The sequence below is a fragment of the Pseudoalteromonas sp. B62 genome, assembly GCF_037162565.1.
Classification (GTDB): Bacteria; Pseudomonadota; Gammaproteobacteria; order Enterobacterales; family Alteromonadaceae; genus Pseudoalteromonas; species Pseudoalteromonas fuliginea.
This window is the reverse complement of the sequence record NZ_JARLVB010000002.1, coordinates 74,004-100,272: the sequence shown is the minus strand read 5'-3', so window position 1 is coordinate 100,272 and position 26,269 is coordinate 74,004. Positions and strand designations below refer to the sequence as shown.

24 protein-coding genes, 2 tRNA genes and 3 pseudogenes are annotated in these 26,269 nt (G+C 39.5%); 19 read left to right on the top strand and 10 right to left on the bottom strand.

Going from position 1 to position 26,269, the window contains the following annotated elements; genetic code table 11:
• Positions 1-121: 121 nt before the first annotated feature.
• Both P4S71_RS04775 and P4S71_RS04770 read right to left on the bottom strand, forming a co-directional pair.
• A complete protein-coding gene (locus tag P4S71_RS04775) occupies positions 122-490 on the bottom strand; it encodes a hypothetical protein (RefSeq protein WP_337150212.1) in 369 nt (122 codons plus the stop codon).
• Positions 491-1,090: 600 nt separating this feature from the next.
• Positions 1,091-2,187: pseudogene (locus tag P4S71_RS04770) on the bottom strand (ISAs1 family transposase).
• Between the two features lie 749 nt (positions 2,188-2,936).
• Between P4S71_RS04770 and rpsF the strand changes: the two are divergent.
• From rpsF to alr, 9 genes are all read left to right on the top strand, one after another.
• On the top strand, positions 2,937-3,278 hold the full coding sequence (gene rpsF / locus P4S71_RS04765) for a 30S ribosomal protein S6 (protein WP_007378473.1): 342 nt from the start codon (positions 2,937-2,939) through the stop codon (positions 3,276-3,278).
• A gap of 44 nt (positions 3,279-3,322) precedes the next feature.
• Positions 3,323-3,640, top strand: coding sequence for a primosomal replication protein N (gene priB, locus P4S71_RS04760; protein ID WP_033015549.1), 318 nt, complete (start codon positions 3,323-3,325; stop codon positions 3,638-3,640).
• Between the two features lie 12 nt (positions 3,641-3,652).
• Entirely contained in the window at positions 3,653-3,880 is a 228-nt protein-coding gene (gene rpsR, locus P4S71_RS04755; RefSeq protein WP_007378475.1) for a 30S ribosomal protein S18, read from the top strand.
• Between the two features lie 35 nt (positions 3,881-3,915).
• Positions 3,916-4,368, top strand: coding sequence for a 50S ribosomal protein L9 (rplI, locus tag P4S71_RS04750; RefSeq protein WP_002962755.1), 453 nt, complete (start codon positions 3,916-3,918; stop codon positions 4,366-4,368).
• Between the two features lie 437 nt (positions 4,369-4,805).
• Positions 4,806-5,354 (top strand): RNA polymerase sigma factor, encoded by a 549-nt coding sequence (locus P4S71_RS04745; RefSeq protein ID WP_033038111.1) that lies wholly within the window; start codon positions 4,806-4,808, stop codon positions 5,352-5,354.
• On the top strand, positions 5,341-5,823 hold the full coding sequence (locus P4S71_RS04740) for a hypothetical protein (protein ID WP_337150211.1): 483 nt from the start codon (positions 5,341-5,343) through the stop codon (positions 5,821-5,823). The genes P4S71_RS04745 and P4S71_RS04740 overlap by 14 nt, the downstream gene beginning before the upstream one ends.
• A gap of 9 nt (positions 5,824-5,832) precedes the next feature.
• Positions 5,833-6,771, top strand: coding sequence for a DUF4097 family beta strand repeat-containing protein (locus P4S71_RS04735; RefSeq protein ID WP_337150210.1), 939 nt, complete (start codon positions 5,833-5,835; stop codon positions 6,769-6,771).
• A 112-nt stretch (positions 6,772-6,883) separates the two neighbouring features.
• A complete protein-coding gene (gene dnaB, locus P4S71_RS04730; RefSeq protein WP_002963050.1) occupies positions 6,884-8,263 on the top strand; it encodes a replicative DNA helicase in 1,380 nt (459 codons plus the stop codon).
• On the top strand, positions 8,263-9,342 hold the full coding sequence (gene alr, locus P4S71_RS04725; RefSeq protein ID WP_337150209.1) for an alanine racemase: 1,080 nt from the start codon (positions 8,263-8,265) through the stop codon (positions 9,340-9,342). Before dnaB ends, alr begins: the two co-directional genes overlap by 1 nt.
• Positions 9,343-9,360: 18 nt before the next feature.
• On the opposite strand, the gene P4S71_RS04720 is transcribed toward alr, so the two are convergent.
• Positions 9,361-9,600, bottom strand: a complete 240-nt coding sequence (locus P4S71_RS04720) for a DUF2960 domain-containing protein (RefSeq protein WP_007378480.1) — start codon at positions 9,598-9,600, stop codon at positions 9,361-9,363.
• Positions 9,601-9,700: 100 nt separating this feature from the next.
• On the opposite strand from P4S71_RS04720, the gene P4S71_RS04715 reads away from it, so the two are divergent.
• The 3 genes from P4S71_RS04715 to P4S71_RS04705 all read left to right on the top strand — a co-directional run bounded on the left by P4S71_RS04715 (position 9,701) and on the right by P4S71_RS04705 (position 11,581).
• The gene (locus P4S71_RS04715) at positions 9,701-9,952 is read left to right on the top strand and encodes a hypothetical protein (RefSeq protein ID WP_008135690.1); all 252 of its coding nucleotides are present in this window, start codon (positions 9,701-9,703) and stop codon (positions 9,950-9,952) included.
• A gap of 201 nt (positions 9,953-10,153) precedes the next feature.
• Entirely contained in the window at positions 10,154-10,771 is a 618-nt protein-coding gene (gene pnuC / locus P4S71_RS04710; protein WP_337119353.1) for a nicotinamide riboside transporter PnuC, read from the top strand.
• 3 nt (positions 10,772-10,774) lie between these two features.
• Positions 10,775-11,581 (top strand): phosphotransferase, encoded by an 807-nt coding sequence (locus tag P4S71_RS04705; RefSeq protein ID WP_096793666.1) that lies wholly within the window; start codon positions 10,775-10,777, stop codon positions 11,579-11,581.
• On the opposite strand, the gene P4S71_RS04700 is transcribed toward P4S71_RS04705, so the two are convergent.
• Positions 11,578-11,760 carry a hypothetical protein gene (locus P4S71_RS04700; RefSeq protein WP_007378484.1) on the bottom strand — a complete coding sequence of 61 codons (183 nt, stop codon included), beginning with the start codon at positions 11,758-11,760 and terminating at the stop codon, positions 11,578-11,580. The genes P4S71_RS04705 and P4S71_RS04700 overlap by 4 nt on opposite strands.
• Before the next feature lie 244 nt (positions 11,761-12,004).
• On the opposite strand from P4S71_RS04700, the gene P4S71_RS04695 reads away from it, so the two are divergent.
• Positions 12,005-12,079, top strand: a tRNA-Arg gene (locus P4S71_RS04695).
• 362 nt (positions 12,080-12,441) lie between these two features.
• Complete coding sequence (locus tag P4S71_RS04690; protein WP_007378485.1) at positions 12,442-13,656, top strand: HD-GYP domain-containing protein; 1,215 nt, start codon at positions 12,442-12,444, stop codon at positions 13,654-13,656.
• On the opposite strand, the gene P4S71_RS04685 is transcribed toward P4S71_RS04690, so the two are convergent.
• Positions 13,616-13,939 (bottom strand): hypothetical protein, encoded by a 324-nt coding sequence (locus P4S71_RS04685; protein WP_096793665.1) that lies wholly within the window; start codon positions 13,937-13,939, stop codon positions 13,616-13,618. The two genes, P4S71_RS04690 and P4S71_RS04685, sit on opposite strands and share 41 nt — an antisense overlap.
• 284 nt (positions 13,940-14,223) lie before the next feature.
• Here P4S71_RS04685 and P4S71_RS04680 point away from each other — a divergent pair, with 284 nt between their 5' ends.
• The gene (locus P4S71_RS04680; protein ID WP_337119352.1) at positions 14,224-15,492 is read left to right on the top strand and encodes an outer membrane protein transport protein; all 1,269 of its coding nucleotides are present in this window, start codon (positions 14,224-14,226) and stop codon (positions 15,490-15,492) included.
• Between the two features lie 113 nt (positions 15,493-15,605).
• On the opposite strand, the gene P4S71_RS04675 is transcribed toward P4S71_RS04680, so the two are convergent.
• From P4S71_RS04675 to pepA, 3 genes are all read right to left on the bottom strand, one after another.
• Positions 15,606-18,461 carry a valine--tRNA ligase gene (locus tag P4S71_RS04675; protein ID WP_337150208.1) on the bottom strand — a complete coding sequence of 952 codons (2,856 nt, stop codon included), beginning with the start codon at positions 18,459-18,461 and terminating at the stop codon, positions 15,606-15,608.
• Between the two features lie 53 nt (positions 18,462-18,514).
• Entirely contained in the window at positions 18,515-18,961 is a 447-nt protein-coding gene (locus P4S71_RS04670; protein ID WP_024600719.1) for a DNA polymerase III subunit chi, read from the bottom strand.
• A gap of 158 nt (positions 18,962-19,119) precedes the next feature.
• A complete protein-coding gene (gene pepA, locus P4S71_RS04665) occupies positions 19,120-20,631 on the bottom strand; it encodes a leucyl aminopeptidase (RefSeq protein WP_337150207.1) in 1,512 nt (503 codons plus the stop codon).
• A 287-nt stretch (positions 20,632-20,918) separates the two neighbouring features.
• Between pepA and lptF the strand changes: the two genes are divergently transcribed.
• Together lptF and lptG are read left to right on the top strand one after the other, a co-directional pair.
• A complete protein-coding gene (gene lptF / locus P4S71_RS04660; protein WP_007377062.1) occupies positions 20,919-22,031 on the top strand; it encodes an LPS export ABC transporter permease LptF in 1,113 nt (370 codons plus the stop codon).
• Positions 22,028-23,095: an LPS export ABC transporter permease LptG gene (gene lptG, locus P4S71_RS04655; RefSeq protein WP_033015376.1), complete on the top strand. Its 1,068-nt coding sequence runs from the start codon at positions 22,028-22,030 to the stop codon at positions 23,093-23,095. Before lptF ends, lptG begins: the two co-directional genes overlap by 4 nt.
• 91 nt (positions 23,096-23,186) lie before the next feature.
• Here the strand turns inward: lptG and P4S71_RS04650 are convergent.
• A pseudogene (locus tag P4S71_RS04650) lies at positions 23,187-23,680 on the bottom strand (RDD family protein).
• A gap of 282 nt (positions 23,681-23,962) precedes the next feature.
• On the opposite strand from P4S71_RS04650, the gene P4S71_RS04645 reads away from it, so the two are divergent.
• Both P4S71_RS04645 and P4S71_RS04635 read left to right on the top strand, forming a co-directional pair.
• A tRNA-Leu gene (locus P4S71_RS04645) sits at positions 23,963-24,047 on the top strand.
• 211 nt (positions 24,048-24,258) lie between these two features.
• Positions 24,259-25,367 (top strand): annotated as a pseudogene (locus P4S71_RS04635) (ISAs1 family transposase).
• A 263-nt stretch (positions 25,368-25,630) separates the two neighbouring features.
• On the opposite strand, the gene P4S71_RS04630 reads toward P4S71_RS04635, so the two are convergent.
• Positions 25,631-26,014 (bottom strand): DUF1842 domain-containing protein, encoded by a 384-nt coding sequence (locus tag P4S71_RS04630; protein ID WP_096793661.1) that lies wholly within the window; start codon positions 26,012-26,014, stop codon positions 25,631-25,633.
• Between the last annotated feature and the right edge of the window lie 255 nt (positions 26,015-26,269).

The window sequence follows — 26,269 nt, the reverse complement described above, 5'->3', positions numbered from 1 at the left end:
GTTGGGCGCTTTGTGTCATTTAAAACAGAGATACTAAATTCACCGTAGGCGCCAGCTGTTACACCAACACTAAGTTGATCAATTTTTGATTTGTGCTCTTTAGTAAATTCAAACTCTTTTTTTAATCCGTTAGTTTGTTCACCAATTGGTGTTTCAAGAACAGACCAAAGTTGAAATGCTTTATAGGCTTCTTGATAAATTTCAGAGCTTTTAATTTTTTTATTTGTTCAGCTGAAAAAAGTACGACTATATTTTCAATGACCTTTTTTATTTCCTCGACTAGGTCATCTATATTGGGGTCTTTAATAATTCCATAAGCACTGTTAACCAAAGTAATAATATCAGAAAGCTTAGTGCTATTTGCTTCATCAATATTAAAGTACTTTTTTAAATTTGTGGCAGAAGATAGGCTTTCGAGTAAGTCGTGGGCTTTAGCTGGTGCTAAATATGAGGAAGGAACAACGCGATCAAGTGATGTTAGTGATATCATTTTAAAAATCCTTTTGATTTTAGTTTATATTTTATTGATCACCTTTTATGCGACTACATCAACTGTAACCTAGAATAAATTGCTGTTAAATAAATGGCAAGGCTATATTTTAAACAACATATTGATTGAATCATAAGTGCTTAATTTTTGGTTATAAGCGTAACTAGAATAAACGATTTAATTAAAAGCTGCGCTTTCACGCGAGCAAGCTCGGCGTCTACAATAAATATTAAACCCCGAGTTCAGCTTTACCTGTAGGCGTACAGCTTGCTGACGCGACGAGCAAAGCTCGTAATGTTTTTTGGTTGTAAGCGTAACTAGAATAAACGATTTGATTAAAAGCTGCGCTTTTCACGCGAGCAAGCTCGGCGTCTACAATAAATATTAAACCCCAAGTTTAGCTTTACCTGTAGGCGTACAGCTTGCTGACGCGACGAGCAAAGCTCGTAATGTTTTTTTGGTTGTAAGCGTAACTAGAATAAACTATTTAATTAAAAGCTGCGCTTTTCACGCGAGGAAGCTCGGCGTCTATAATAAGTATTAAACCCCGAGTTCAGCTTTACCTGTAGGCCAGGGCGCGAGCATACTTTGTTAAAAATGTTAACCAAAAAGAAGTTCTTCTCTAAAAGCATCATCATAACAAGCTCTTACACACTTACTTCTTATTGACCCCTTGCTTTTCGTATGCTGCTTTATCATGTTCCTAACGACGCGTCTAAATAGTGCCATATGTTGCGCACTTAATGGCTCATGTATTTGACAGGCATCTTCTTTAAATACGACATCCAGTATCCAGTGTTGCTGATTTTCTATCAGCCAATGTTGTCTTATTGCTTTACTTATCAATGTATTGTCTGTCAACGATGTTAGGTAGTAATGTGTGTCAATACTCGTTCTATTACCCTTCGTTCGCTCTCGCTGCACCGCAACGATTGTCCTAACTGATGGCCAGCTCTCTTAATGTCACTCGGTAATAAACGCGCATCAAGACAATCTATCGTGCGTACTTCTTTTCGCCCATGCCCTGCATCTTGTGTTACATGACTAAGTATCTCTGAGTTTTCAGATTCATACTGGTGTGTAAATGCATCTTGAATCGCGCTATAAAGTTTCTTTTGATTACCCTTTGCTTGCACTAGATAATCTGCATGTCTGCTAATTAGCTGTTTTAGCGTTTCTTTTTGGCAGTGCAAAGCATCAAGTGTAATGACGGTGTTATTGATATCGAGTATTTTCAATAAATCCCGAACTGCCGGTATTTCATTCGTCTTACTGCTAACTGTTTGGTGGAATAATGTGAGACCTGCCTCACAATCAAATGCTGAAACGAGGTGTAATTTATCAGCAATGTGTTTACTTGCTCCGCGAATAGTTTTGCCATCGAAGGCAATGACAGGATGCGCTGATTTAACGCGGTTTTGATTGACCCAGCTATACATCGCGAGTAGTAATGAGTCAGTATCAACGGTTCTAAAAATCCGAGCAATACTATGTCGAGTGGGTATGCCATTTTTGAAAGAACGAAATCCTCTTAACCAATTAAGCTTACTTTCGCCATAGACTTCAATATCTTGCCAGTTTTCACACCCTGATGTAACGGCAGTAATAATAAGAAAAAGCACATCAACTAAGTTATGGTGTTGATTTATATGTGAACGATTATCTTTGACGAGTTCTAAATGTGAGAAGAGTGACATAATAAGTTTAAGGTGATGAAATTTATGGTATTAGATCATAAAATTTGTTTATTTACAAAGTGTGATCCCGCCCTGACCTGTAGGCGTACAGCTTGCTGGCGCGACGAGCAAAGATCGTAATGTTTTTTGGTTGTAAGCGTAACTAGAATAAACTATTTGATTAAAAGCTGCGCTTTTCACGCGAGCAAGCTCGGCGCTACAATAAATATTAAACCCCGAGTTCAGCTTTACCTGTAGGCGTACAGCTTGCTGGCGCGACGAGCAAAGCTCGTAATGTTTTTTGGTTGTAAGCGTAACTAGAATAAACTATTTGATTAAAAGCTGCGCTTTACACGCGAGCAAGCTCGGCGTCTACAATAAATATTAAACCCCGAGTTCAGCTTTACCTGTAGGCGTACAGCTTGCTGACGCGACGAGCAAAGCTCGTAATATTTTTTGGTTGTAAGCGTAACTAGAATAAACGATTTGATTAAAAGCTGCGCTTTTCACGCGAGCAAGCTCGGCGTCTACAATAAATATTAAACCCCAAGTTTAGCTTTACCTGTAGGCGTACAGCTTGCTGACGCGACGAGCAAAGCTCGTAATACTTACCTATAAACACTTATCTATAAAAGCTTTAAAAACTTGCTTGCTTAATTATCCTACTAAGCGTAAAATGCGCGCTCATTTCGGCTTTTAAACTATTAATTCCTTGCCTTAAACCGACCGGCCGAAACGGTAGAAGGCTCTATTAACCGTAAGGAATATCCATGCGTCATTACGAAATCGTATTCATGGTTCACCCAGATCAGAGTGAGCAAGTTGCTGGTATGATCGAACGTTATACTGGTTCTATCACTGAAGCTGGTGGTGTTATCCACCGTCTTGAAGATTGGGGCCGTCGTCAATTGGCTTACCCAATTAACAAGCTTCATAAAGCTCACTATGTTCTAATGAACGTTGAAGCACCAACTGAAGTAATCAGCGAGCTAGAAACTACTTTCCGCTACAACGATGCAGTGCTTCGTAACTTAGTTATCCGCACTAAAACTGCTGAAACTGAAGCGTCTCCTCTTGCAAGAGAAGAGAAGAAAGAAGCACCAGCTGCTTAATTGTTTTGAGTCCAAGCATGGCGTTTAACTGGCGGTAAATATAAATGGTTAGCCCTTTTATGAATCAGCTGGTTATATCTGGGGTAGTTTGTAAAACGCCCAAGTTTAGCCAAAGCCCAGCTGGCATCCCGCATTGTATTTTTGTTGTAGAACATAAATCGATGCAAACCGAAGCAGACCTTAACCGTAATAGTTACGTGAGGCTTCAGGTAGTTGCCAGTGGAAAGCAAATGCAACAACAGACTCAACATTTGCACGTTGGGCAGGCATTGCAAGTGAGTGGTTTTTTAAATCGCCACGAAGGTCGTAACGGCCTTAGCCAATTGGTTTTGCATGCTCAGCATATCGAAAGAATTATTTGAGGAATTAATCTCATGGCACGTTATTTCAGACGTCGTAAGTTCTGCCGCTTTAAAGCGGAAGGCGTAAAACAAATCGATTACAAAGATCTAGCTACTCTTAGAAACTATGTTACAGAAAGTGGCAAAATCGTACCTAGCCGTATCACAGGTACTAGCGCTAAATTTCAGCGCCAGCTAGCAACTGCTATTAAGCGTGCTCGCTACTTAGCCCTTCTTCCATACACTGACTTACATAAGTAAGCAGCGGATTAACAGTTTTTAAAAGGTGTAGAAACATGCAAGTTATTCTACTAGATAAGATCGCTAACCTAGGTAGCCTAGGTGAACAGGTTGTAGTTAAATCTGGTTTCGCACGTAACTTCCTTTTCCCTCAAGGTAAGGCAGTTCCTGCGACTAAAGCTAACATTGAAACGTTTGACGCTCGTCGTGCAGAACTTGAAGCGAAAATCGCTGAACAGTTAGTAGCTGCACAAGCACGCGCTGAAAAACTAGAAGCATTAGCAGAAGTTACATTAGTATCTAAAGCTGGTGACGAAGGTAAGTTATTCGGTTCAATCGGTACTCGTGACATCGCTGACGCTATCTCAGCTGTTGGTGTTGAAGTTGCTAAGTCAGAAGTTCGTTTGCCTCTAGGTACTATCCGTGAGACAGGTGAATTTGACGTATCAATTTCAGTTCACTCAGACGTAACGGCTACTATCAAAGTAATCGTAATCGCTGAAGCTTAATTTTTAATTAAGCGACAAAAGCCGTGCTATTAGCACGGCTTTTTTGTGCCTATAATTTGGCTAACTTTATTAGTTAAGGGCACTGTTAAATAATACCAATCCGCAATAATACTTAATCATTTTGCGGGGCTAAACGTGTCGCTACCTGTGTTAAAAAATTCTCATTTACGACTGCATGGATGCAGAAGGTAGAGCAATGCAGGAGCAATTGCCGAGAACAACTAAATAGCGAATTTTTTGTCTAGCTATTAACACGTTTTTCCATCCTCAAAATAGATCACTTAATTAAGCGAATTGGTATAAAGCCTCGTATAAGCCCCTTTTTTATTCAATTATTTTTTCATTCTCCTTAAACCTTTTCGAACTGTCATTACGTCTAACTTATCAATACACTTAAATAGCAATTCAACAATAATAATTAAAAGGCGGCATCACGGATGTTACACGTTAAACCCGAACCAACGCTTTTGTGCGAAGCTGCACTCATTGAGCGAGTTAAATCGGGTGATCAAGGCGCATACACAACGCTTTATGAGTTACATATAAAACGAGTATACGGTTTATGTTTACGCTTATTAGCAGACCAAGCACATGCCGAAGACGCCGCCCAAGAGGTATTTGTACAGGTATGGCATAAAATAGCATTGTTTGATGGGCGTTCGCAGTTTTCTACTTGGCTTTACAGTGTTGCCAGTAATGTAGCGATAAGTTACCTGCGCAAGCAAAAAAACTGGTTACAAAAAGTAGTAAGTATTGAACACAGCGGTATGGATGAGCAATCAGCTAACGACTGCAAAGGCTTAAATGGCCTCGATAAGTTAATAGTAAGGCTTCCTGAGCGCGCACGTATGGTATTTGTATTATTTGCTATTGAAGGTTACAGGCACGAGGAAATCGCGGAGCAATTAGGTATGGCTGTTGGTTCAAGTAAGTCACAGTATCATCGTGCTAGGCAGTTATTACAAGAGTGGTATGAAAATGAGTAAACCAAACTTTAACGACTACTTAAACAAGTCATTAAACACGCTTGATAAAGAAATTACGCCACAAAAAGACCTGTGGGCGGGGATTGAGCGAGCAATTGTTAATAATAAGCAGAGTCCAAACAGCACTATTATTTGGCCAAAACTAACGGCAATAGCTGCGTGTACTGTGGCTGCTTTAACTGCTGTAAATATATTTTTTATAGCACCTGAACCACTGCCCGTAGTGGCTATAAGTGATTACTTTTCGGCTCAAAAAAATAGTTTGTTAGTTGAATACGAAAATAAAGAAGCATTGACCACTAACTGGCAAACGCAACTACAAGAACTGGAAGAAGCTGAGCAAGCAATAAAGCAAGCTCTTGAAAACGAACCACAAAACCAAGCGCTACTGACAATGTTAGCGCAAATATATCAACAACAACTTGATTTAATTAACAAGGTGCACGCGCCACGTTGGCAGCACATTTAGGAGTACGACATGAAAGCGATTTTATTAGGACTGAGCTTATTTCCATTGGCAGTATTAGCGGGTGAAAAAATAGATAAGCAAATAGACGTACCAAGTGGCGGCACTATTTTTATTAAAAACCAACGCGGTGATATACATATTACAGGCTGGGATAAAAACGAATTTAAAGTATCTGGCGAGCTTGATGATAAAGCACAAGGTTATGAGCTTAAAACAAGTGGCGATAAAACACAGTTTATTGTAAAAATGCCCCGTAAATCAAATTGGAGTAATAGTGGTGACGGCTCAAACCTAACTATATTTATGCCTAAAAGCAGTAGCTTAGAGTTTGCTGGCGTTAATGTATCGGTGACTGCAAAGGAGCTTAAAAACGGCGCTGAAGTTGATGTGGTTAACGGTGAAATTACGGTAAATGATATTACTGGCAACATTAAGCTCACCACTGTAAATGGTGATGTGAACGCTGAGAACTTAAACGGTAATATTCAGTTTGAAACCGTAAATGGTGAAATTAATGATAGGCAATCAAGTGGTGAGCTGCGTTTTAGCGCTGTTAATGGTGATATTAAATCAACTTCAAGCGCTAATGATGTACGCCTTGAAAACGTAAATGGCGATATAGAATTTACGCTATCGGCTATTAAAAACCTACGTATTAATACGGTCAATGGCGAAGCAGAAGTACAGATTAACGAGCTTTTAAAAGGCGGTGATGTACGTTTTGAATCAGTAAGTGGTGATGCCGACTTTTATTTCCCACAAAGTGTATCAGCAAAGTTTGAAATTAAAGCCCATGCTAATGGTAAAATCATTAACAAAGTCAGTAGTGACAAAGTCAGTAAAGCTAAATATGGCCCAGCCAGTGATTTAGAGTTTAGTATTAATGGCGGTAATGCAAATGTTGAAATGGATACAATTAGTGGGCGAATAGAGCTGCGTACCAAATAACACTCATTCCCCATCACGATTACAAAAAGCAGGAAAGATTTCCTGCTTTTCTATTTGCACAGCCCCTGCAAGTCGATAGAATAGAGCCATTCAATTTTACTACTGTGAAGTTATGGCCAAACCAGATAAGCAAGTCGATACTCTTAAAGTTCCTCCCCATTCAATAGAAGCTGAACAATCTGTTTTAGGTGGCTTAATGCTTGATAACCAAGCTTTTGACCGCGTAGCTGAGCTTGTTGTATCACAGGATTTTTATACCCGCACGCACAAGTTAATTTTTGAGGCGATGACGGCACTTGCTGAGATTGGCGATCCGATAGATTTAATCACTATTTCTGAAAGTTTAGAAAAAAATAATAAACTTGCAGGCATTGGTGGTTTTGCTTACTTAGCCGAAATTGCTAAAAATACCCCAAGTGCAGCCAACATTGATGCCTACGCAAACATTGTACGTGAGCGTGCTGTTGTACGTGAAATGATTGGCGTGGCAAATGAAATAGCCGAAGCGGGTTTTAATACCGAAGGGCGTACTAGTCACGACCTACTCGATTTTGCCGAAAGCAAAGTATTTAAAATTGCCGAGCAACGTACAAAAAGTACGGAAGGCCCGCAAAGTATTCATAACATACTCGAAAAAACCGTTGATAAAATAGAAGAGCTTTATCAATCACCACAAGATGGTGTTACGGGTGTAAGTACAGGTTATGCCGATCTAGATAAAATGACGACAGGCCTGCAACCTTCTGACTTAATTATTGTTGCAGCGCGTCCATCTATGGGTAAAACCACTTTTGCGATGAACCTTGCAGAACATGCCGCAATGACTCAAGACAAACCCGTGCTAATTTACTCGCTAGAGATGCCTTCAGAACAAATTATGATGAGGATGCTAGCGTCTCTTGGCCGTATTAACCAAACTAAGGTACGTACTGGTCAGTTAGATGATGACGATTGGGCGCGACTTTCATCAACAATGGGCTTGTTGATGGAAAAAGGCAAAATGTATGTTGATGATGCCTCGGGCTTAACACCTACCGATGTTCGTTCTCGTGCACGTCGTATTGCGCGTGACCACGGCGGCATTAGTATGATCATGGTCGATTACTTGCAGCTAATGCGCGTACCTAGCCTTGCTGATAACCGAACGCTTGAAATTGCTGAAATTTCGCGTTCACTTAAATCACTAGCAAAAGAGCTAAAATGTCCGGTTGTTGCGCTTTCGCAGCTAAACCGTACGCTAGAGCAACGTGCCGATAAGCGCCCAATTAACTCAGATTTACGTGAGTCAGGGTCGATAGAGCAGGATGCCGATTTAATCATGTTTATTTACCGTGACGAAGTTTACAACGAAGACAGTACCGATAAAGGTATTGCCGAAATCATCATAGGTAAACAACGTAACGGCCCAATTGGTAAAGTACGTTTAACATTCCAAGGTCAATTTTCTCGCTTTGATAATTACGCGGGACCAGCGGTAGATGACGATTACTAATGCGCTTAGCCACTGCTGAAATTAATTTAGCTGCACTTGCACATAATTTAGCGCAAGTTAAGGGATTTGCACCTAACAGCAAAGTAATGGCGGTGCTAAAAGCAAATGCTTACGGGCATGGATTAGTAACGATTGCGCAGCATTTAAATAATGCTGACGCATTTGCTGTGGCGCGTATTGACGAAGGGCTTGCCCTTCGAGCTGGGGGCTTAACAAAGCCAATAGTTTTATTAGAAGGCTTTTTTAACAAAGCTGACTTACCTATTTTACTCGCTAATAACTTTCAAACTATTATTCATGATGAATACCAATTAGCTGCGCTTGAAAAAGCAAAGCTCGATGCGCCAATAACATGCTGGTTAAAAGTAAATACAGGTATGCATCGATTAGGTATTGCGCCAGAGCAGTTTGAAGCGTTTTATAACCGCTTGCAAAAAACATCTAATGCTAAGAATACGGTTAATTTAATGACCCACTTTTCGTGTGCTGATGACGTTGATAATGCTAAGACGGTTCAACAAATTACGTTGTTTGATAATTTAGTGAATGGCATTGAGCAAGCGCATTGTTTATCAAATTCTGCTGGTATTATTGCCTGGCCAAGCGGTCATGGTGATTGGGTACGTCCTGGGCTTATGCTCTATGGTGTATCGCCAATGGCAAATAGCATTGGGCAACAACACAAATTAAAACCAGTTATGCGTTTAACTACGCGCGTAATTGCAGTGCGTGATGTGCCAGCTAATGAGGCTGTTGGGTATGGTGGTCGTTGGAAAAGCGATAAACCAACCAAGTTAGCTGTTGTAGCTATGGGTTATGGCGATGGTTATCCTCGGCATGCTAAAGAGGGGACACCGGTAATAATTGGTAAGCAGCGTTATGGTATTGTAGGAAGCGTAGCTATGGACATGATCAGCGTTGATATAGGCGCTAATGAGCATAATATTAAAGTAGGCGACAGAGTCACTATGTGGGGCCCTGAACTACCAGTTGAAGAAATAGCACTGTGCGCTGGTACCATTCCTTACGAGCTATTATGCAATATTACACCGCGCGTAAGTTATGAGTATCAGCGTTAATACAGCTATAAGCGATACTTACTCTTTTATAAAGTAAATGTCGCTAAAGCCCATACGGGCAAATTCTTGGTCGCGAAAGTTACGCACAGAAGCAGACCCTTTTGAGGTCATTTCTATTTGGCGTACCATGCTTAAGTAATTTGTTAAATCAATACCTTCGGCGGCAGCAATAGCTTGATACATGTCGTGGTATTTATCTTTTGCGAAGTTAATTTCGCGCGGTTGGTTTTTAAACGTATACGTTATTCTACGTGCCATAATAAGCTCAGTTAAATTGAGTGTTAGTATAATTTTACACTGTATTGAACTGGCATTGAATGATTTGTTTAAATCAAATAATTAAAAAGTAGAGTTTAAAATGAAATTATCAGTAGAGATCAGTAAATATCCACTTCACCAAGATTACATTCCGTTTATTAAAGGCTTTATCGACCGCTTAAACGAATACGAAGATTTAAAAGTGATTACTAATACGTTATCAACGCAAATTTTTGGTGATTACGATTTAGTTATGCAAGTGTTAAATACCGAAATTAAGCGTTCATATGAAGAATTTGGTAAAGCTATTTTTGTATGTAAGTTTCTCTCTGGCGACTTATCGCCTGAATAATCTATAATACCAACCTGCATAAATCTTTGATCAATTTAACGAATTAAATTGCACTATAACGTCGTTAAAAATTTTTTATTTAGAACAACTAGATACAAAAATTTTTGCCTAGTTCTAGCGTAATTTTCTTAACGTTAAATAGACCCCGTATATAAGCAGATTGGTATAACAATCGGCACAACTGAACGGTGATTGCATAGTATGGACTTTTTAACACAAACCTTAAGTGGTTTTACAGCGATGTCGCATTGGGAATACATAGCGGTGGGGTTGTCGATGGCGTACTTATTATTGGCAATAAAAGAAAGCTTATGGTGTTGGCCTGCAGCATTTTTTAGCACACTCATTTATACAATAATGTACTGGAATGGTGCATTATTAATGGAGTCATTACTTAATTTTTATTATATGTATATGGCTGTATTTGGGTGGGTTGCATGGCGAAAAGGCAAAGCTGAAAATCTAAATATTACGTCTTGGTCGATGAACCGTCATGCTGTTTTAATCAGTTTAACAACCGTAGCTGCAATAGTTATTGGTTACGTTATGCAAAACTATACTCATGCCGACTTTGCTTATCTTGATAGCTTTACAACATGTTTTGCAGTAGTAACTACTTACTTAGTTGCTAAAAAAGTCCTCGAAAACTGGCTGTACTGGATTGTAATAGATGCAGCTTCTATGTATCTATACTACGAAAAAGGCTATTACCCAACGCTAGCACTCTTTATATTTTATACCATTATGGCAGCGTGGGGCTTCAAAACCTGGTACGAAGAGTACGAACAAAGCCAAGCTAAGTCTTTAGCGCAGCTTTAATTTATGATTGAGCATAATCAGTTAGTAAAAATGTGTAGTGCGTTTATAGAGCCTAAAAGCATTGTTTCAAGCGAGCGATTGCTGAATGGCTTTAGCAACGATAATTTTTTAATACGTACCGAGCAACAAGGGTATTTGTTAAAGTGTTATAAAAGCCGTTGGCCAAGTGACGGCCTTGAAGCGCAGCGCTTTTTAAGTGACTTGGATATATGCCCTGCGCCTATTTGGCTCGATAAAAAGAATAGTCGTGCGGTATTTAATTATATTGAGGGTGAAACCGCACAGTCAGATATAACGCTCAGCTTAGTTAATAAATTAGCCCAAGTACACAGTTACAGCGTAACGACTACACCAATGGATATAGCCAAAGAGCTGCACTTTTATCAAAATACGGATGTATATACGTTATACAAATCACAAATAGAGCGGGCACTAAAAGCAGTTACAGCGATGCCATTTAATGCGGGCTTTTGTCATAACGATTTAGTAAGAGACAACATTATTGTAAATGCTTCGGGTATGTATTTAATTGATTTTGAGTACGCACAAACTAACGATGTGTATTTTGATTTAGCCGCGTTGTGCGTGAGCTTTAATCTGGATAGGCAAAGTGAAGGTGAGTTATTAGATAATTATAGTAAGTACTGTAGAGCCGGTGTAAGCTTTTTTAAATCAGTAAATAAGCTTGATTTTTTTAAGCTGTTTTTTTTAATATTGTGTATAGGATGGTATGAGCAGCGCGACATAACTAATCACTTAATTGAATTACGCGCGCAACTAAATAAACTCACTTTATCTATGAGTTTTTAAAGACCACCAAAACGTGCAGCTAGTTCTTTATATTTTTTTACTTCATCAGCATCAAATTGCGGTTCGCCATTTTCATCCTGCGATTTCGCAATTAGTAAACTTTCACGAGTAAGGCGTTTAACACGCTCTACTTTTACACCTAAAAACTCAGCAACTTGCTCAGTAGACATCAAACTCATAATCACTTCCTCTTTTAAATCAAATCACATAGTCACTATAATAGTTAAAATGTTGCTAAACAGTTACTTTTTTTATCTAATATTGATAAAAAGCGTGTTTTTAACTAATTGTGAAGTGTTTTATTCTAAATCGCTTAATTAATAGGCATCTAAACGCATGGTGCTGGCAATTAACGACGGATATCTTTATCATTATAGACGCCAAAGCATTGATATCGCGAGTTAGTGCTGCGGCAACAAATGTGCTCTCGTGGTGAAATGGATATCACGTGGCCCTCCGGAGGCTGAGTTGTAGGTTCGATCCCTACCGAGAGCGCCATTTGCTTTATATGTTTATACCCTAAATTATTTCAGTACTTTTGCATAATCAAACTCTTTTCAATATCTAAAATTGGTTAACGATACTAGATAACATTGATGAACTTCATTTTTATAAAAATAGTGTTCTTATTAATTACACTTAAACTTGAATGAAAATAAACTTTTAGTATCTCAGTTCAAAACCCTTTAGCGTTCCCCATTAAATTAAAAATAACGCAAAATTAAATGAGATATTATTTAATAATATAAATTACTACTTTTTAGTGAATTATAACTACTAAAGTACGAATGAATGGACTTTAAGTATTAAACAATGCTATTTAAGGTACATATTCATTAATTGTAGAAATAGCCGCTTTTATGCTAATAACTTTACCTATCCCTGAGCTAATACCTGGCATGTATGTCGACAGTGTTACTAAGCAACATGAAGGGATTAATAGTATAAAAATTAAGACTAGCGGGTTAGTCAGAGACAAATCTATAATTAAGCGTTTAATTGCAGAAGGGGTTCTTGAACTTCTTATTGATTTCGCTAAGAGTGAAGTCGCAATCCCCGCCAAATATAAGCCACAAAATAAACCTAAAACATCGAGTAGCCAACAAAAACCAGTTAAGGCCAAATCTGCAATAACGGTACAGCAAGAATTTGCTAAAGCGAGTGTAAGCTACGACCAACATAACCGTAAAATACAATCTTTATATAGCGATTTAATAGCCGGTTTAACTCTTAACGTAAAAGTACTTGATGAAATAGCAAATGAAATCGTTGCTTCAGTATTTCGTAATGCAAATGCGATGACAATCCTTACTCGAATTAAAGATAAGCATAGCTATAATTGGCGTCATATGATCAACTGCGCCATTTTTACGAGTGTATTTGCTAAATACCTAGGTTACAAAGAAGCGCTTGTGCAGGAGCTTGCTATGGGCGCACTACTGCATGATTTAGGGCAATCTAAACTACCGCAAGGCATACTATCAAAACCAGGCAAAGTTACTAATAACGAAATGGCGAGTATTAAAAAGCATGTTGCTTTAGGGCTGGGTCTGGTCAAAGGTGAAAAGAGTATTTCGCCACTTATGTTAGATATGATAGTCAATCATCATGAACGATTAGATGGTTCAGGTTATCCCCGCGGCATTGCTGCAGAAAAAATAAGCCGTCCCGCACGGATAATGGCAATTGTAGATGTATATGATGCGATGACAGCAGACAGGCCTCATCAAGATGGCGAAGAACCTATTAATGCACTGCGTTACTTATTGGCTAACAAGCAAATGTTTGACGCTGAATTAGTGCAGCGTTTTATAAAGTGCTTGGGCGTGCATCCCGTAGGGACTATTGTGAAGCTGACTAATGAACGCCTAGCGTTAGTATTGGAGGGGAATAACTTGAATCCGATAAAGCCAAAAATTAAGTTATTTTTTAATGCTAAACATGGGCATCATGTAACTGCTAAAGATATTGATTTAAGTGATAGTAACCAAGAACTTAAAATTTTAGCGAGTGTTAAACCACTAGACTATAAAATTAATTTGTCTCGTTTGCTAAAAGAGCATCTGCTTGCGTAGTGTTTGTACACTTTCGTTGATTGCTTTTCTTGGCTGAAATAAATGCCCCTAAAAAACAACTTCCCATCAGTGTTAGCCACAATATAGTGCCTAGCTCTACATGCAGTGCTAAACAACAAAATGCGAGCGAAATTAGTGCGTTTAGCATAGCACCAAGCCAATAGTGATTTACTGGATTGTCGCATTGTCCTGCTTGCGTACATGCGCAGTAATTTGCTTTATAAAAACAAAATACACTCGCACCACAAAAAATAAGCCCAGCTACAATAAGTGAAATGATCACAGTTTTATTTCCTTTGTGATTTTGTAGTGAGTGTAAATTGCTAACTACTTTAAGTCAATCTAAATGATAACCAATTACATTTAGAGTGTATGCTCTAATAGCACAGATCTAGTCCGATGAGTTTTAATTAGTTGTTAAAATGTCGTTAAAAATCATGTTTTTCATAGTATTTTGACGTATTCATAGAGTCTTTTATAAAAAAATCAGGTAGTGTAGCCGGGTTTGAAATCCTAATAACAACACACATAGCTATCCAAACAGTTAGTTTGGTTAAGGACACAACAATGAAATTTACTAAAACTCTTATTGCAGCTTCGCTTGCATTTGTTTCTGCAGACAGTTTTGCAGCTGCATTTCAACTAGCAGAACAAAATGCATCAGGTTTAGGCCGTGCATATGCTGGTGAAGCTTCTATTGCAGACGACGCATCTGTTGTTGCACGTAACCCAGCACTAATGACTTTATTTAAAGACAAGCAACTAAGTGTTGCTGCTATTGGCGTTATTCCTGATGTAAGTCTTGAAGGTGAAAGTACTAATAACGGTATTGACCCAAGCGCATTAGATGATGACAGCATTGCTCCTAGCGCCGTTGTTCCTGCAATTTACTTTACTATGCCTTATAACGACAAAGTATCAGTTGGTTTTGGTGCTTTTTCTAACTTTGGTTTATCTACTGAGTTTAAAAATGACTACGTAGCAGGGCAAATTGCAGGTGAAACAGAAATATTTACTGTTAATCTTAATGCAAGCGTTGCTTATAAAGTATCTGAGCAATTTAGCTTTGGTGTAGGCCTAAATGCTATTTATGCTGATGCAACAGTTATTCGTAAAGTTGGTGCAAATGCAAGTGGCTTTGACTTTGGTACTGATGCAGTAAATCTTCAAGGTGATGATACTGGTTTTGGTTTAAACGTAGGTTTAATGTATCAATTAGATGAAAACAGCCGTTTTGGTTTTAACTACAGAACAGAAACTGATATCACGTTTGATGGTGATTTTTCTAATGGGCTACCTGCAGCCGCTGGCGGCACACAAGGCACAGTGCTTCCTGGTTCTGTAGAAATCACTTTACCAGCTATTGCTGAGTTTTCTGGTTCGCATCAGTTAGACGAAAAATTAGGGCTGCACTACAGTGTATTATGGACTGGTTGGAGTAGCTTTGAGTCTTTAGAAGCGCAAGTAACAGCACCAACGGGTAACAAGTTTACTGCGTTTGAAAAGAACGAGAGTTTTAGCGATTCATTCCGCTACTCAGTCGGTGCAGATTACCAGTTAAACGAAGATTTATTACTACGTGCCGGTGTTGCATTTGATGAGTCTCCTGTATCACAAACACATCTATCAATTTCGATTCCTGATACAGACCGTTTCTGGTTCTCGTTTGGTGGTAACTACACTATCGATCAAAACTCTAATGTTGATCTTGGTGTAAGTATTATCCGTGGTAAAACACAAACGTTTATAGAAGCTGATGACTCAGGCAGCCAGTGGGGCTTCGAATCTAAAGGCCACGCAGTACTAATTGGTGCTCAGTATAACTACAAATTTTAATGTAGGAGTGTCTTGTGGTTAATCACAGGGCACAAAAAAGCCGCTCACTTTAATTAAAGTGAGCGGCTTTTTTAATGCCTATTAAATAGTGTTAATAGGCATTTTATGAAAGCTTATAAACTTTCTATTTTAGTTTTTTGCTCAAGTAGCTTAGTTTTAGCATCGCTAAACTCAGCCAATTTTGCATTTTCTTTAGCAAGTACCGCTTCAGGAGCGTTATTAACAAACTTTTCGTTAGCGAGTTTGTTTTGCACTTGTGCTAGGCCTTTTTCTGCTTTTTCGAGTTGCTTATTAATACGCGAAAGCTCGGCTTCCACATCAATTAAGCCCGCCATTGGGATCATGATCTCAAGGTTGCCAACATAAGAAGTCGCACATGCTGGTGCGTCGTCTTTGTTTTCAAGCATTGTAAACTCTTCAATTTTTGCAAGTGATGCTAAAAATGATTTGTTTTCTTCAATGCGGCGCACGTCGTCGCTTGATGCATTAGCAAGTAATACGCTAAGTGGTTTACTTGGACTAATATCCATTTCACCACGAATATTACGAATCGCTAAAATGAATTGTTTAACCCACTCTAAGTCGTCCATTGCCTTAGCATCAACGCTTGCCTCGTTATATACAGGGAACGGCTGAACCATAATGCTGGTGTTTTCTGTTTCAAGGCCTGCAAGTGGTGCAACACGCTGCCAAATAGTTTCAGTGATGTATGGCATCATTGGGTGCATTAAACGCAGTAAGCTTTCAAGTACCGTTATTAACGTATGGCGTGTACCACGTTGCTGTGCTTCATTGCCTTTAAACAATACTGGTTTAGTTAGCTCTAAATACCAATCACAAAATTGATTCCAAGTGAATTCGTAAAGCGTGTTAGCAGCTAAGTCAAAACGGTAGTTATCTAAATGCTCTGTATAGGTTTTAACAGTAGCTTCATACTGACCTAAAATCCAACGATCAGCTAATGAAAGCTCCGTTTGAGCACCGTTTGCAAAACCACAGTCTTGCTCTTCTGTGTTCATTAATACGTAACGGCTCGCGTTCCATAATTTGTTACAGAAGTTACGGTAACCTTCAAGGCGGTTCATATCCCAGTTAATATCACGACCAGTAGATGCCATTGCAGCAAGTGTAAAGCGAAGGGCGTCGGTGCCGTGTGCTTCAATACCGCCTGCAAATACTTTACGCGTATCTTTTTCGATTTTAGCGGCAAGTTTTGGCTGCATCATGTTGCCAGTACGTTTTTGTACTAGGTCTTCAAGTTCAATGCCGTCAATCATGTCTAATGGGTCAAGTACGTTACCTTTTGACTTAGACATTTTATCGCCATTGTCGTCACGTATTAAGCCAGTTACATACACGGTTTTAAACGGAACTTGTGGTTTGCCATTTTCGTCTTTTACAAAGTGCAGCGTCATCATAATCATGCGCGCAACCCAGAAGAAAATAATATCAAAACCAGTTACCAACACGTCAGACGGGTGGAAGGTTTTTAAATCATCGGTATTTTCTGGCCAACCTTGTGTAGAGAACGTCCAAAGCGCTGATGAGAACCACGTATCAAGCACGTCTTCGTCTTGGCTTAGCGTTACGCTGTCTGCAATGTTGTTTTCACGGCGTACTTCAGCTTCGTCGCGACCAACAAATACATTGCCTTCACTGTCGTACCAAGCTGGAATGCGGTGACCCCACCAAAGCTGGCGTGAAATACACCAATCTTGTACGTCGTTCATCCACGAGAAGTACATGTTTTCGTATTGCTTAGGTACAAATTGAATGTCGCCGTTTTTAACTGCGTCTTTTGCAGGTTCAGCTAGTGGTGCAACACGTACATACCATTGGTCGGTAAGTAGTGGCTCAATTACCACGCCAGAGCGATCGCCGTAAGGAACGGTTAAACCATGGTCTTCAATTTTTTCAAGTAGGCCTAGCTCTTCAAATTCTGCCACAATTGCTTTACGCGCAGCAAAACGATCAAGCCCGTGTAGGCGCTCAGGAATTGGCGCATCAAACTCAAGCTCTTTACCGTCAAAGGAGTATGTTTCACCTTGGGTAAGAATAGCGGCGTCTTTATCGAAAATGTTGATCATCGGCATTTGATGACGCTTGCCCACTTCGTTATCGTTAAAGTCGTGCGCTGGGGTTATTTTTACACAGCCCGTGCCTTTATCTTTATCGGCATGTTCGTCAGCAACAATTTTAATACGACGATTAACGATTGGTAATAAAATCTCTTTACCGATTAAATCTGTATAGCGTTCGTCATCTGGATTTACTGCAACACCCGAGTCGCCAAGCATGGTTTCAGGGCGAGTTGTAGCTACTACTATGTAGTCTTTTCCGTCTTGTGTTGTTACGCCATCAGCCAGTGGGTAACGTAAGTTCCACATGTGGCCTTGCTTGTCTTTGTTTTCAACTTCAAGATCAGAAATAGCAGTGTGTAATTTAGGATCCCAGTTTACTAGGCGTTTACCACGGTAAATTAGGTTTTCTTTATGAAGGCGTACAAACACTTCTTTAACGGCTTCAGATAGGCCATCGTCCATTGTAAAGCGTTCACGATCCCAATCAACCGATGCACCAAGGCGACGAAGCTGTTTGGTAATAGTGCCGCCAGATTCTTTTTTCCATTCCCAGATTTTATTAATAAAATCTTCGCGGCCTAAATCGTGGCGTGTTTTACCTTCTTCGGCATGAAGCTTACGCTCAACCAACATTTGCGTTGCAATACCTGCGTGGTCAGTACCTACTTGCCATAATGTGTTGTTACCTTGCATACGTTTAAAACGCGTTAGGGTATCCATTATTGTGTCTTGGAAGGCGTGGCCCATGTGTAAGCTACCAGTGACATTTGGCGGCGGAATCATAATTGAATATGGTACGCCTTTGCCAGATGGCTTAAAGTAGCCTTTTTGTTCCCAGTCTTGATATAGAGACTGTTCAATATCTTGCGGATTGTAGGTTTTATCCATTACACAGAACCTTAAATAAGTACTTAAATTAGTTGGTTAGTTTGCCTGATTGGCTAGCTATTAATATCTTGCGTGGTGAGATTGGCACCGAGTTGGCGTAGCTTTTTAAAACGCTCGCGGGCTGCCTGTTTAGCAGCTGCTTCTACGGGTACAAAATCAAAAACTTGGTTAAACCGACGAATGTAATCCGGTAACTGAGTAGCCAAGTTAATTAAAACTTTACGATTGCCAACAGGTGGCGTAATACCAATTTCTACAGGTGCGCCGCCTTTAGGGCCTTCACCTTGTAAATTATGTGGCACAAAACTATCTGGATCGAATGCCCAAATTATTTCATCAATGGCACAGGCTGCTTCATTATCGTTAACACAAATAAACACACGCTGCCCATTTCGATACTGATCGGCCGCAATTTGAGCAGCCAAAGCAAAATGATCGTCAGCCTTAGCTGTTAACTCATCTTGTTGCTTTAGAACGAAAAATTTAGCGTTCATGTTCATTGTATCGGGGTTTCCCATGACATTGAATGTATACCAAATTGATATACATAAATTAAGAGGCAGATTTTGCCATATAACGGGGTTTGCTTCAATTAATACACAAATAAATAAGGCGCCAAACGGCGCCTTATAAACAGATATTAATTTAAACTAAACGTTTAATCTTGAGCTGCTTCACTTACACCAGCTCTATTTAGTAAATACTGAGTAAGCATTGGAACAGGGCGACCCGTTGCGCCTTTTTTAGCGCCACTGCGCCACGCTGTACCAGCAACATCTAAATGCGCCCAATTATACTTTTTAGTAAATTTAGACAAGAAACATGCCGCAGTAATTGTTCCTGCAGAGCGTCCACCTAAGTTTGTAAAGTCAGCAAATGGGCTATCTAGTTGATCTTGATAGTCATCCCATAACGGTAACTGCCATGCACGGTCGCCACTTTGCTCTGACGCTTTTAACAAATCGTGTGCAAGTGGGTTATGGTTTGATAGTAAACCAGTTGCATGCGCGCCAAGGGCTACAATACAAGCGCCTGTCAGTGTTGCCACGTCAATAACAGTATCTGGGTTAAAGCGCTCAACGTACGTTAGTGCGTCGCACAATACTAAACGACCTTCAGCGTCGGTGTTCAACACTTCAACTGTTTGGCCCGACATTGTTGTTAAAATATCACCCGGGCGATATGCGTTTGAGCCAGGCATGTTTTCACAGCCAGCTAAAACACCAATAACGTTAATCGGCAATTGCATTTGTGCAAGTGCACGCATTGCGCCAATAACACCTGCAGCGCCGCCCATGTCGTATTTCATTTCATCCATGCCTTCGCCTGGTTTTAACGAAATACCGCCTGAGTCAAATGTTAAACCTTTACCAACAAGTACAATGGGTGCTTGGTCATCGGCTGCGCCTTTATAGTTAATAATCGACATAACAGATTCATTAACGCTACCACGACCAACAGCTAGGTAAGAATTCATGCCTAGCTCTGCCATTTGCTCTTCGCCAATAATATCAACAGTGATGTTGTCAAAATTAGTTGCCAGCTCTTGTGCTTGCTCACCTAAGTAAGCAGGGTTACAAATATTTGGTGGCATATTGGCTACGTCTTTACATAACTTGCTACCTGCAGCAATGGCTAAACCATGCTCAATGGCACTTTCGCCAATAGTTAGTTCACGGCGTGTTGGCACGTTGAATACCATTTTACGTAATGGACGACGAGGGTCTACTTTTTTGCTTTTTAATTGGTTAAACGTATATAAACAATCTTGCGTAGTTTCTACCGCTTGGCGCACTTTCCAGTAGGTGTCGCGACCTTTAACGTGTTGTTCTGTTAAAAAGCATACCGCTTCCATTGAACCAGTATCGTTTAAGGTATTTATTGTTTTAGAAATAATTTGTTTGTATTGTTTATCGTCAAGTTCGCGTTCTTTACCACAGCCTACAAGCAATATGCGCTCGCTTAATACATTAGGTACATGATGCAATAATAAAACTTGACCTGGTTTACCTTCTAAATCACCACGGCGAAGTAAGTTTGAGATATAACCGTCACTGATTTTATCGAGTTGTTCACCAATGGGGGATAACCTACGTGGCTCGTAAACGCCAACTACAATACATGCGCTACGTTGTTTTTCTGGGCTACCACTTTTTACGCTAAATTCCATTGTCACTCCTGGTTTTGAGTCGATTAGGCTATTAAATAGGGGCTAAAAAAAGATTTCTAGTCTAATAACTCTAATATTAGCTGATTTTGCTAGACTCTTACTGTGTAATTGAACTTTATATGCTTAAGGGCTACTAATGCAACATTATATCGTGCTCTTAGGTAGGATAATTAAATTTGATGGCTTATAATAATGGCTAATTTGCCAGTACAAGCTGCGTAAAATAGCTATTTAACTATTAAATTATCACTATCTTAGTGAAATTCCATGTTTAACAGGGGCGAGCATTGCTAATTTTCCGTTATTTGACCTCAGAAGTTTTAAAATCGCAGGTCGCCGTATTTTTAACTCTAATGACCATTTTTTTGTCACAAAAGTTAGTTGTTATTTTAGGCGATGCCTCCGAGGGTAGTATCCCTGCCAAACTAGTTCTGTCGATGATTGCACTTAAATTACCGCAATTAGCCTCTTTAATACTTCCGCTGAGTATATTTTTAGGCATTATTTTAGCTTACAGCCGTATTTATGCTGATAGCGAAATGACCGTGCTTAAAGCCTGTGGCGTAAGTGAATGGTACGTTGTGCGCGTTACGCTTATATCAAGTGCAGGGTTGGCATTTTTAGCCGCAGCGCTCACCATGTACATCGCACCATGGGCAAGTGAGCAAGAGTACCAATTAAAAGAACAAGCTAAAGCCGATGCCGGTTTATCCGCGCTAAGAGCTGGGCGATTTCAAGAAACCGGTAACGAAAAAGCCGTGGTATTTATTCATAATATTGAAAAAGGCGGCAAAGAGCTTAATAAGGTATTTGTAGCGCAACTACCTAACAGCGAAAAAGATAACCTTGCACGCCTAGTTTACGCAGAACAAGGCGTAGTAGTAGAAGCCGTTAATGGTGAACAGCAGTTAGTGCTTACTGATGGTAAACGTTATGAAACTGACGGTTTAACACCTGCACTTAATTTAACTGAATTTGACGGCTACAGCGTACAAATCCGCGATCAAGAAATAGAGCATCAACGCCGTAAGCTAGAAGCGGTGCCAACTAATCAGTTGCTGGCAATAAATACCCCTGAATCTATAGCACAATGGCAGTGGCGTCTCGCTATTCCACTTTCTATTCCACTGCTTACTTTGCTTGCTGTGCCATTAAGTGTTGTAAACCCGCGTCAAGGTAAGTTTGCTAAATTAGTGCCAGCTATTAGCTTGTATTTGGGTTATTTTATTTTACTTAATGCAGCTAAATTTGCAGTTGAGGATGGTAAAATACCACCATCAATAGGGTTGTGGTGGATCCACATAAGTGCCCTATTTATAGGTGGGCTATTAATAATTAAAGGGCGTCCACTGGGCGCTTGGCTTAAAGCTGTTGTAACTAAGCGAGAATTAGGCTCATGATGAAAACGCTTGATTGGTATTTAGGCCGCAGTATTTTACAAACAACAGGCTTTGCCTTATTGGTATTAGTGGGTATTAGTACCCTCATAAAATTTATTGAACAGTTAAAATCGGTAGGGCGTGGTAGTTACGACTTAATTACCGCAATGCTTTACACTTTATATACTATACCGGGTGACCTTGTTGTATTTTTCCCTATGGCTGCGCTAATTGGCGGATTAACGGGTTTAGGTGCACTCGCCTCAAACAGTGAGCTGGTGGTAATGCAAGCGGCAGGTATGTCGCGTTTACAAATAATCGGCTCGGTAATGAAAACGGCCGTATTTATGGCTTTTTGTATGATGGCACTTGGCGAGTGGGGTGCACCAGAGGCACAGCTGCACGCTAAAGAAATGCGTAATCAGGCAATACATGGCGGTGATGTATTTAATGCGCAAAAAGGCGTATGGGCTAAAGATGGTAATAACTTTATTAACATAGAAGATGTTGATCAAAATGGAATGCTGCATGGTGTGTATATGTATCATTTTGATAAATCATTAGATTTGACTCAAATTACTAAAGCAAAAAATGCTTTGAGTCGTAATGACGGTTGGCTACTTCGTGATATAAATAAGGTAATTATCACCGACGAAAAAATTACCACAGAACAGGTGCCTGAAGAATTTTATGCCTCACAACTCACCGCTGAAAAGCTGGGTGTTGTATCAGTCAAGCCAGAGTCGTTATCGTTTACTGGTTTATGGTCGTATTTAGGGTATTTAGAACAAAATGAGCAAGACACTAGTACCTACGAGCTTGCCCTTTGGCGTAAGTTTATGCAGCCTGTATCTGTTGCGGTAATGCTGCTGGTGGCGCTCTCGTTTATATTTGGCCCACTACGTACCGTTACTATGGGGGCGCGTATTATTATGGGTGTTGTAACCGGTATCGTGTTTCATTTAACTAACGAAATATTTGGCCCAGTGGTTATGGTTTATCAAATACCAGCTATTGTAGGTGCTGTATTACCAAGCATAATATTTATAAGTTTTGCGACATACTTGATGAATAAACGAGTTTAATGCTTTTAAAATAGTGTAGGTAATAAACTTATAAACATAAAAAAGCGTGACAGTAGCCACGCTTTTTTACTTTAAAATAAGTGATATAGGTTCAATCTAGCTCACGATAAATACGCTTGTTTTCTTCTTTTGTTAGTGCAATTACTTCGGTTTTAGAAATATAATCTTGTAATGCATTTTTGTTTTTAAAATCAACTAACACCACTAAATTGCCTAGCCCAAGTAGTGAGCTTACACAGCGGATAATCGCTTGAGGCCAGCTAATAAGGTTACCGTCGAGTGTTTGTACTTTTAAACGCCATGCGCGCATACCAATGGTTTGGCCACTTTTAGTCCAAAAGTAAGCAAAAAGAAAATGTTTATACCTACAAATAACGTACTTCTAATGCCGTATAGCAGTGGGGAATCCTGTATATAAGCTGCAGGATCTTCTGCTTGAGCAATAAAACCCAAGGCACTTAGTCCTTGAATTACTGCAAAATAAAGTATGGCTGTAAGCATAGATAAAGAAATTACGACTAAGGCATCGTAAATTAAAGACGCAAAACGACGCCAAAAACTCGCCCGTGGAAACTTACCAGACATAAAGACACTCTCACTATTAATATGCTCGCTAGTTTAGCAAAAAAGCTTACAAATACTAAGTGCTATAGTTTAGCGATACTATTTAACCTAACAATCTCTTTTGTAAATGTTAATAGATGGCTAAATGTTAAGCGGTTGATCATGCTAATGTCATAAAACGCTTGCTGCTGCATGTATTGTTTGTATAATGCTTGGCATAGAGACGAAGGCATATAAACAAACCTTAGCTCTAAAGTGGTTTTTCTTTATCTTCTCGTGTTTAGAAGGTTAAAGAAAAATGACGCCAGCGTGATGAAATTGGTAGACATGGGGGATTCAAAATCCCCTTCCGAAAGGAGTGCCGGTTCGAGTCCGGCCGCTGGTACCACTTTTTATAGCCCCTACTAGATTTAGCAGGGGTTTTTTTATGCCTGAATTTTGAGTGATTAGCTTAAAGTATTACTAATAATATAGCGCAGATATAATATCAATTCGTGATAATTCTTAATTAATTTTAGGGATTAAACCCAGGGCAAGAACACGAACTTTACCTTGACTTAAAAGTATGATCTTATACTCCTTTTTTAAGGAGCATCCCCATGTCTAACATTCAGCTATTTAAATATTTCGAATCAATCGACGACCCTCGCCAACAAGGTAAAGTTGTTCATAAACTATTTGATATCATATTCTTAGCTGTTAGCGCTGTTGTTTCAGGCTGTCAGGGCTGGGAAGAGATTGAAGATTTTGGTCATGATAGACTAGATTGGCTCAGAAAATATGTTCTTCTTGAACAAGGGATCCCTCGCCATGACACAATTGCTCGTGTAATGAGCCGTATTGACATGACGCAATTCCAAGATTCCTTTTCTTCTTGGATGAAAGCCTGCTCCAAATTAACTCAGGCGGTGTAGTTGCTATTGACGGTAAACGATTGAAAGGTTCATTTAATCAGTCAGATAGACGCGATGCGCTTTATATGATCAGTGCATTTGCATGCGAAAATGGTGTTGTTTTGGCACAATGCCCTGTTGATAAAAAGTCGAATGAAATAAAAGCGTTGCCAGAGCTGCTTGAATTATTAGAGATAAAAGGCTGCTTAGTAACGATTGACGCTATGGGGTGTCAAAAATCAATTGCAAAAAAAATAATTGGTAAAGAAGCCGATTACTTACTTGCGGTAAAAGCAAACCATAAAAGGCTACTGTCACAAATAGAAGATGTGTTATTACCTGAGGTAGCACGACAAGCATCTGATGGGCTCTTGTTTAACGAAGCCGATTATCAAAAAAATAGAGAAGAATTTAGGTGCTGTGCAGTGAGCCATAACGTGAGCGGTTTATCAGAAACGATACACTGGGAAGGTGTAAAAACAGTGGGTGTTATTGTTTCTTATAGAAAAGAAAAAGGTAAATTAAGCAATGAGTTATGCTATAGATACTATATTAGTTCAGCGAATTTAACAGCGGAAGAACTCGCGAGAGGAGCACGACAACATTGGCAAATAGAAAATGGATTACATTGGCGTTTAGATGTAGGATTTAAAGAAGATGAGTGTCGAATTAGGCGCGAAGGTGCAGCACCTGTATTTGCGGGGCTGAGACACATCGCATTTAATCAGCTAAAAGCAGAAAAAGCTTTAGTAAAGGCATGCCCGCAAAACAGAAAAAAGCTATGCGCAGTACAGCCTACCTTGAAAAGGTACTGAACGCATAGACTTTTTTCATGCTCTTGCCCTGGGATTAAACCTGATACCAACTGCATTTGAAATTCCTGCCTTGTTATCGGCAAGGTTTTTTACCTAAAAATAGGCCCCATACAATAAGTAGAACGGTATAGTTTAAGTACTCTGTTTTAACTTCTGATTGCTTTACTTACGTGCTGTTTATTTTTGTTGTAATGAGGGGTTTTGCAAGACTGTAACAGCGGCACTTAAATGTATTAAGTGCCGTTAAAAATATTTTCTTTATATTAGTCGATTAAACTTACTTGGCCTTGGTAAGTATTATCACCAACCGAAAAGCTACCTTTACCATTCCATTGATTATCTACTGCGAAGCTTGCCGTGAATGGCGACTGATAGCTACCAATTGCAGGTGGTGGGAAGGATACAATGGCTTGGCCAGTTACTGCACCAACTTTGGTTACGTCATTGTAACCTGTTGCATGCATATGCCCTGATGCGCTAGAAGTAAATTGTGGCGCATGCTGAGTTCCCTCTAAAATGGCCCCATTTGCTCTACCATTTAATGATCCTGTTTTTGGATCTACTGATAATTGTAATTCCATAGAACCACCACCAACAACGCCAGATTTAAACTGTAGTTTAACCAGATATAAGCTTTCGTTAGACATTTTAATCTTCCTTTTTAAGTGTGTATGAACAATATTTAGTGGTTTTTCACTAACTAACCTAAAACCCGGGTAAAGATTTACTAACATATTGAACTGTATTGATATTTTTTATAGCTAGGTTTTTTCAGTGAAAATAAGGTGAATTCACCGCCAATAGCGGATCTGATTCAAATGAATTCAACTCAGTTAGCGCTGAAAATAGTTGCTTGAGATTGATTTATTATCCAGAACTCAGGTTAACTAAGGAAAGTGTAG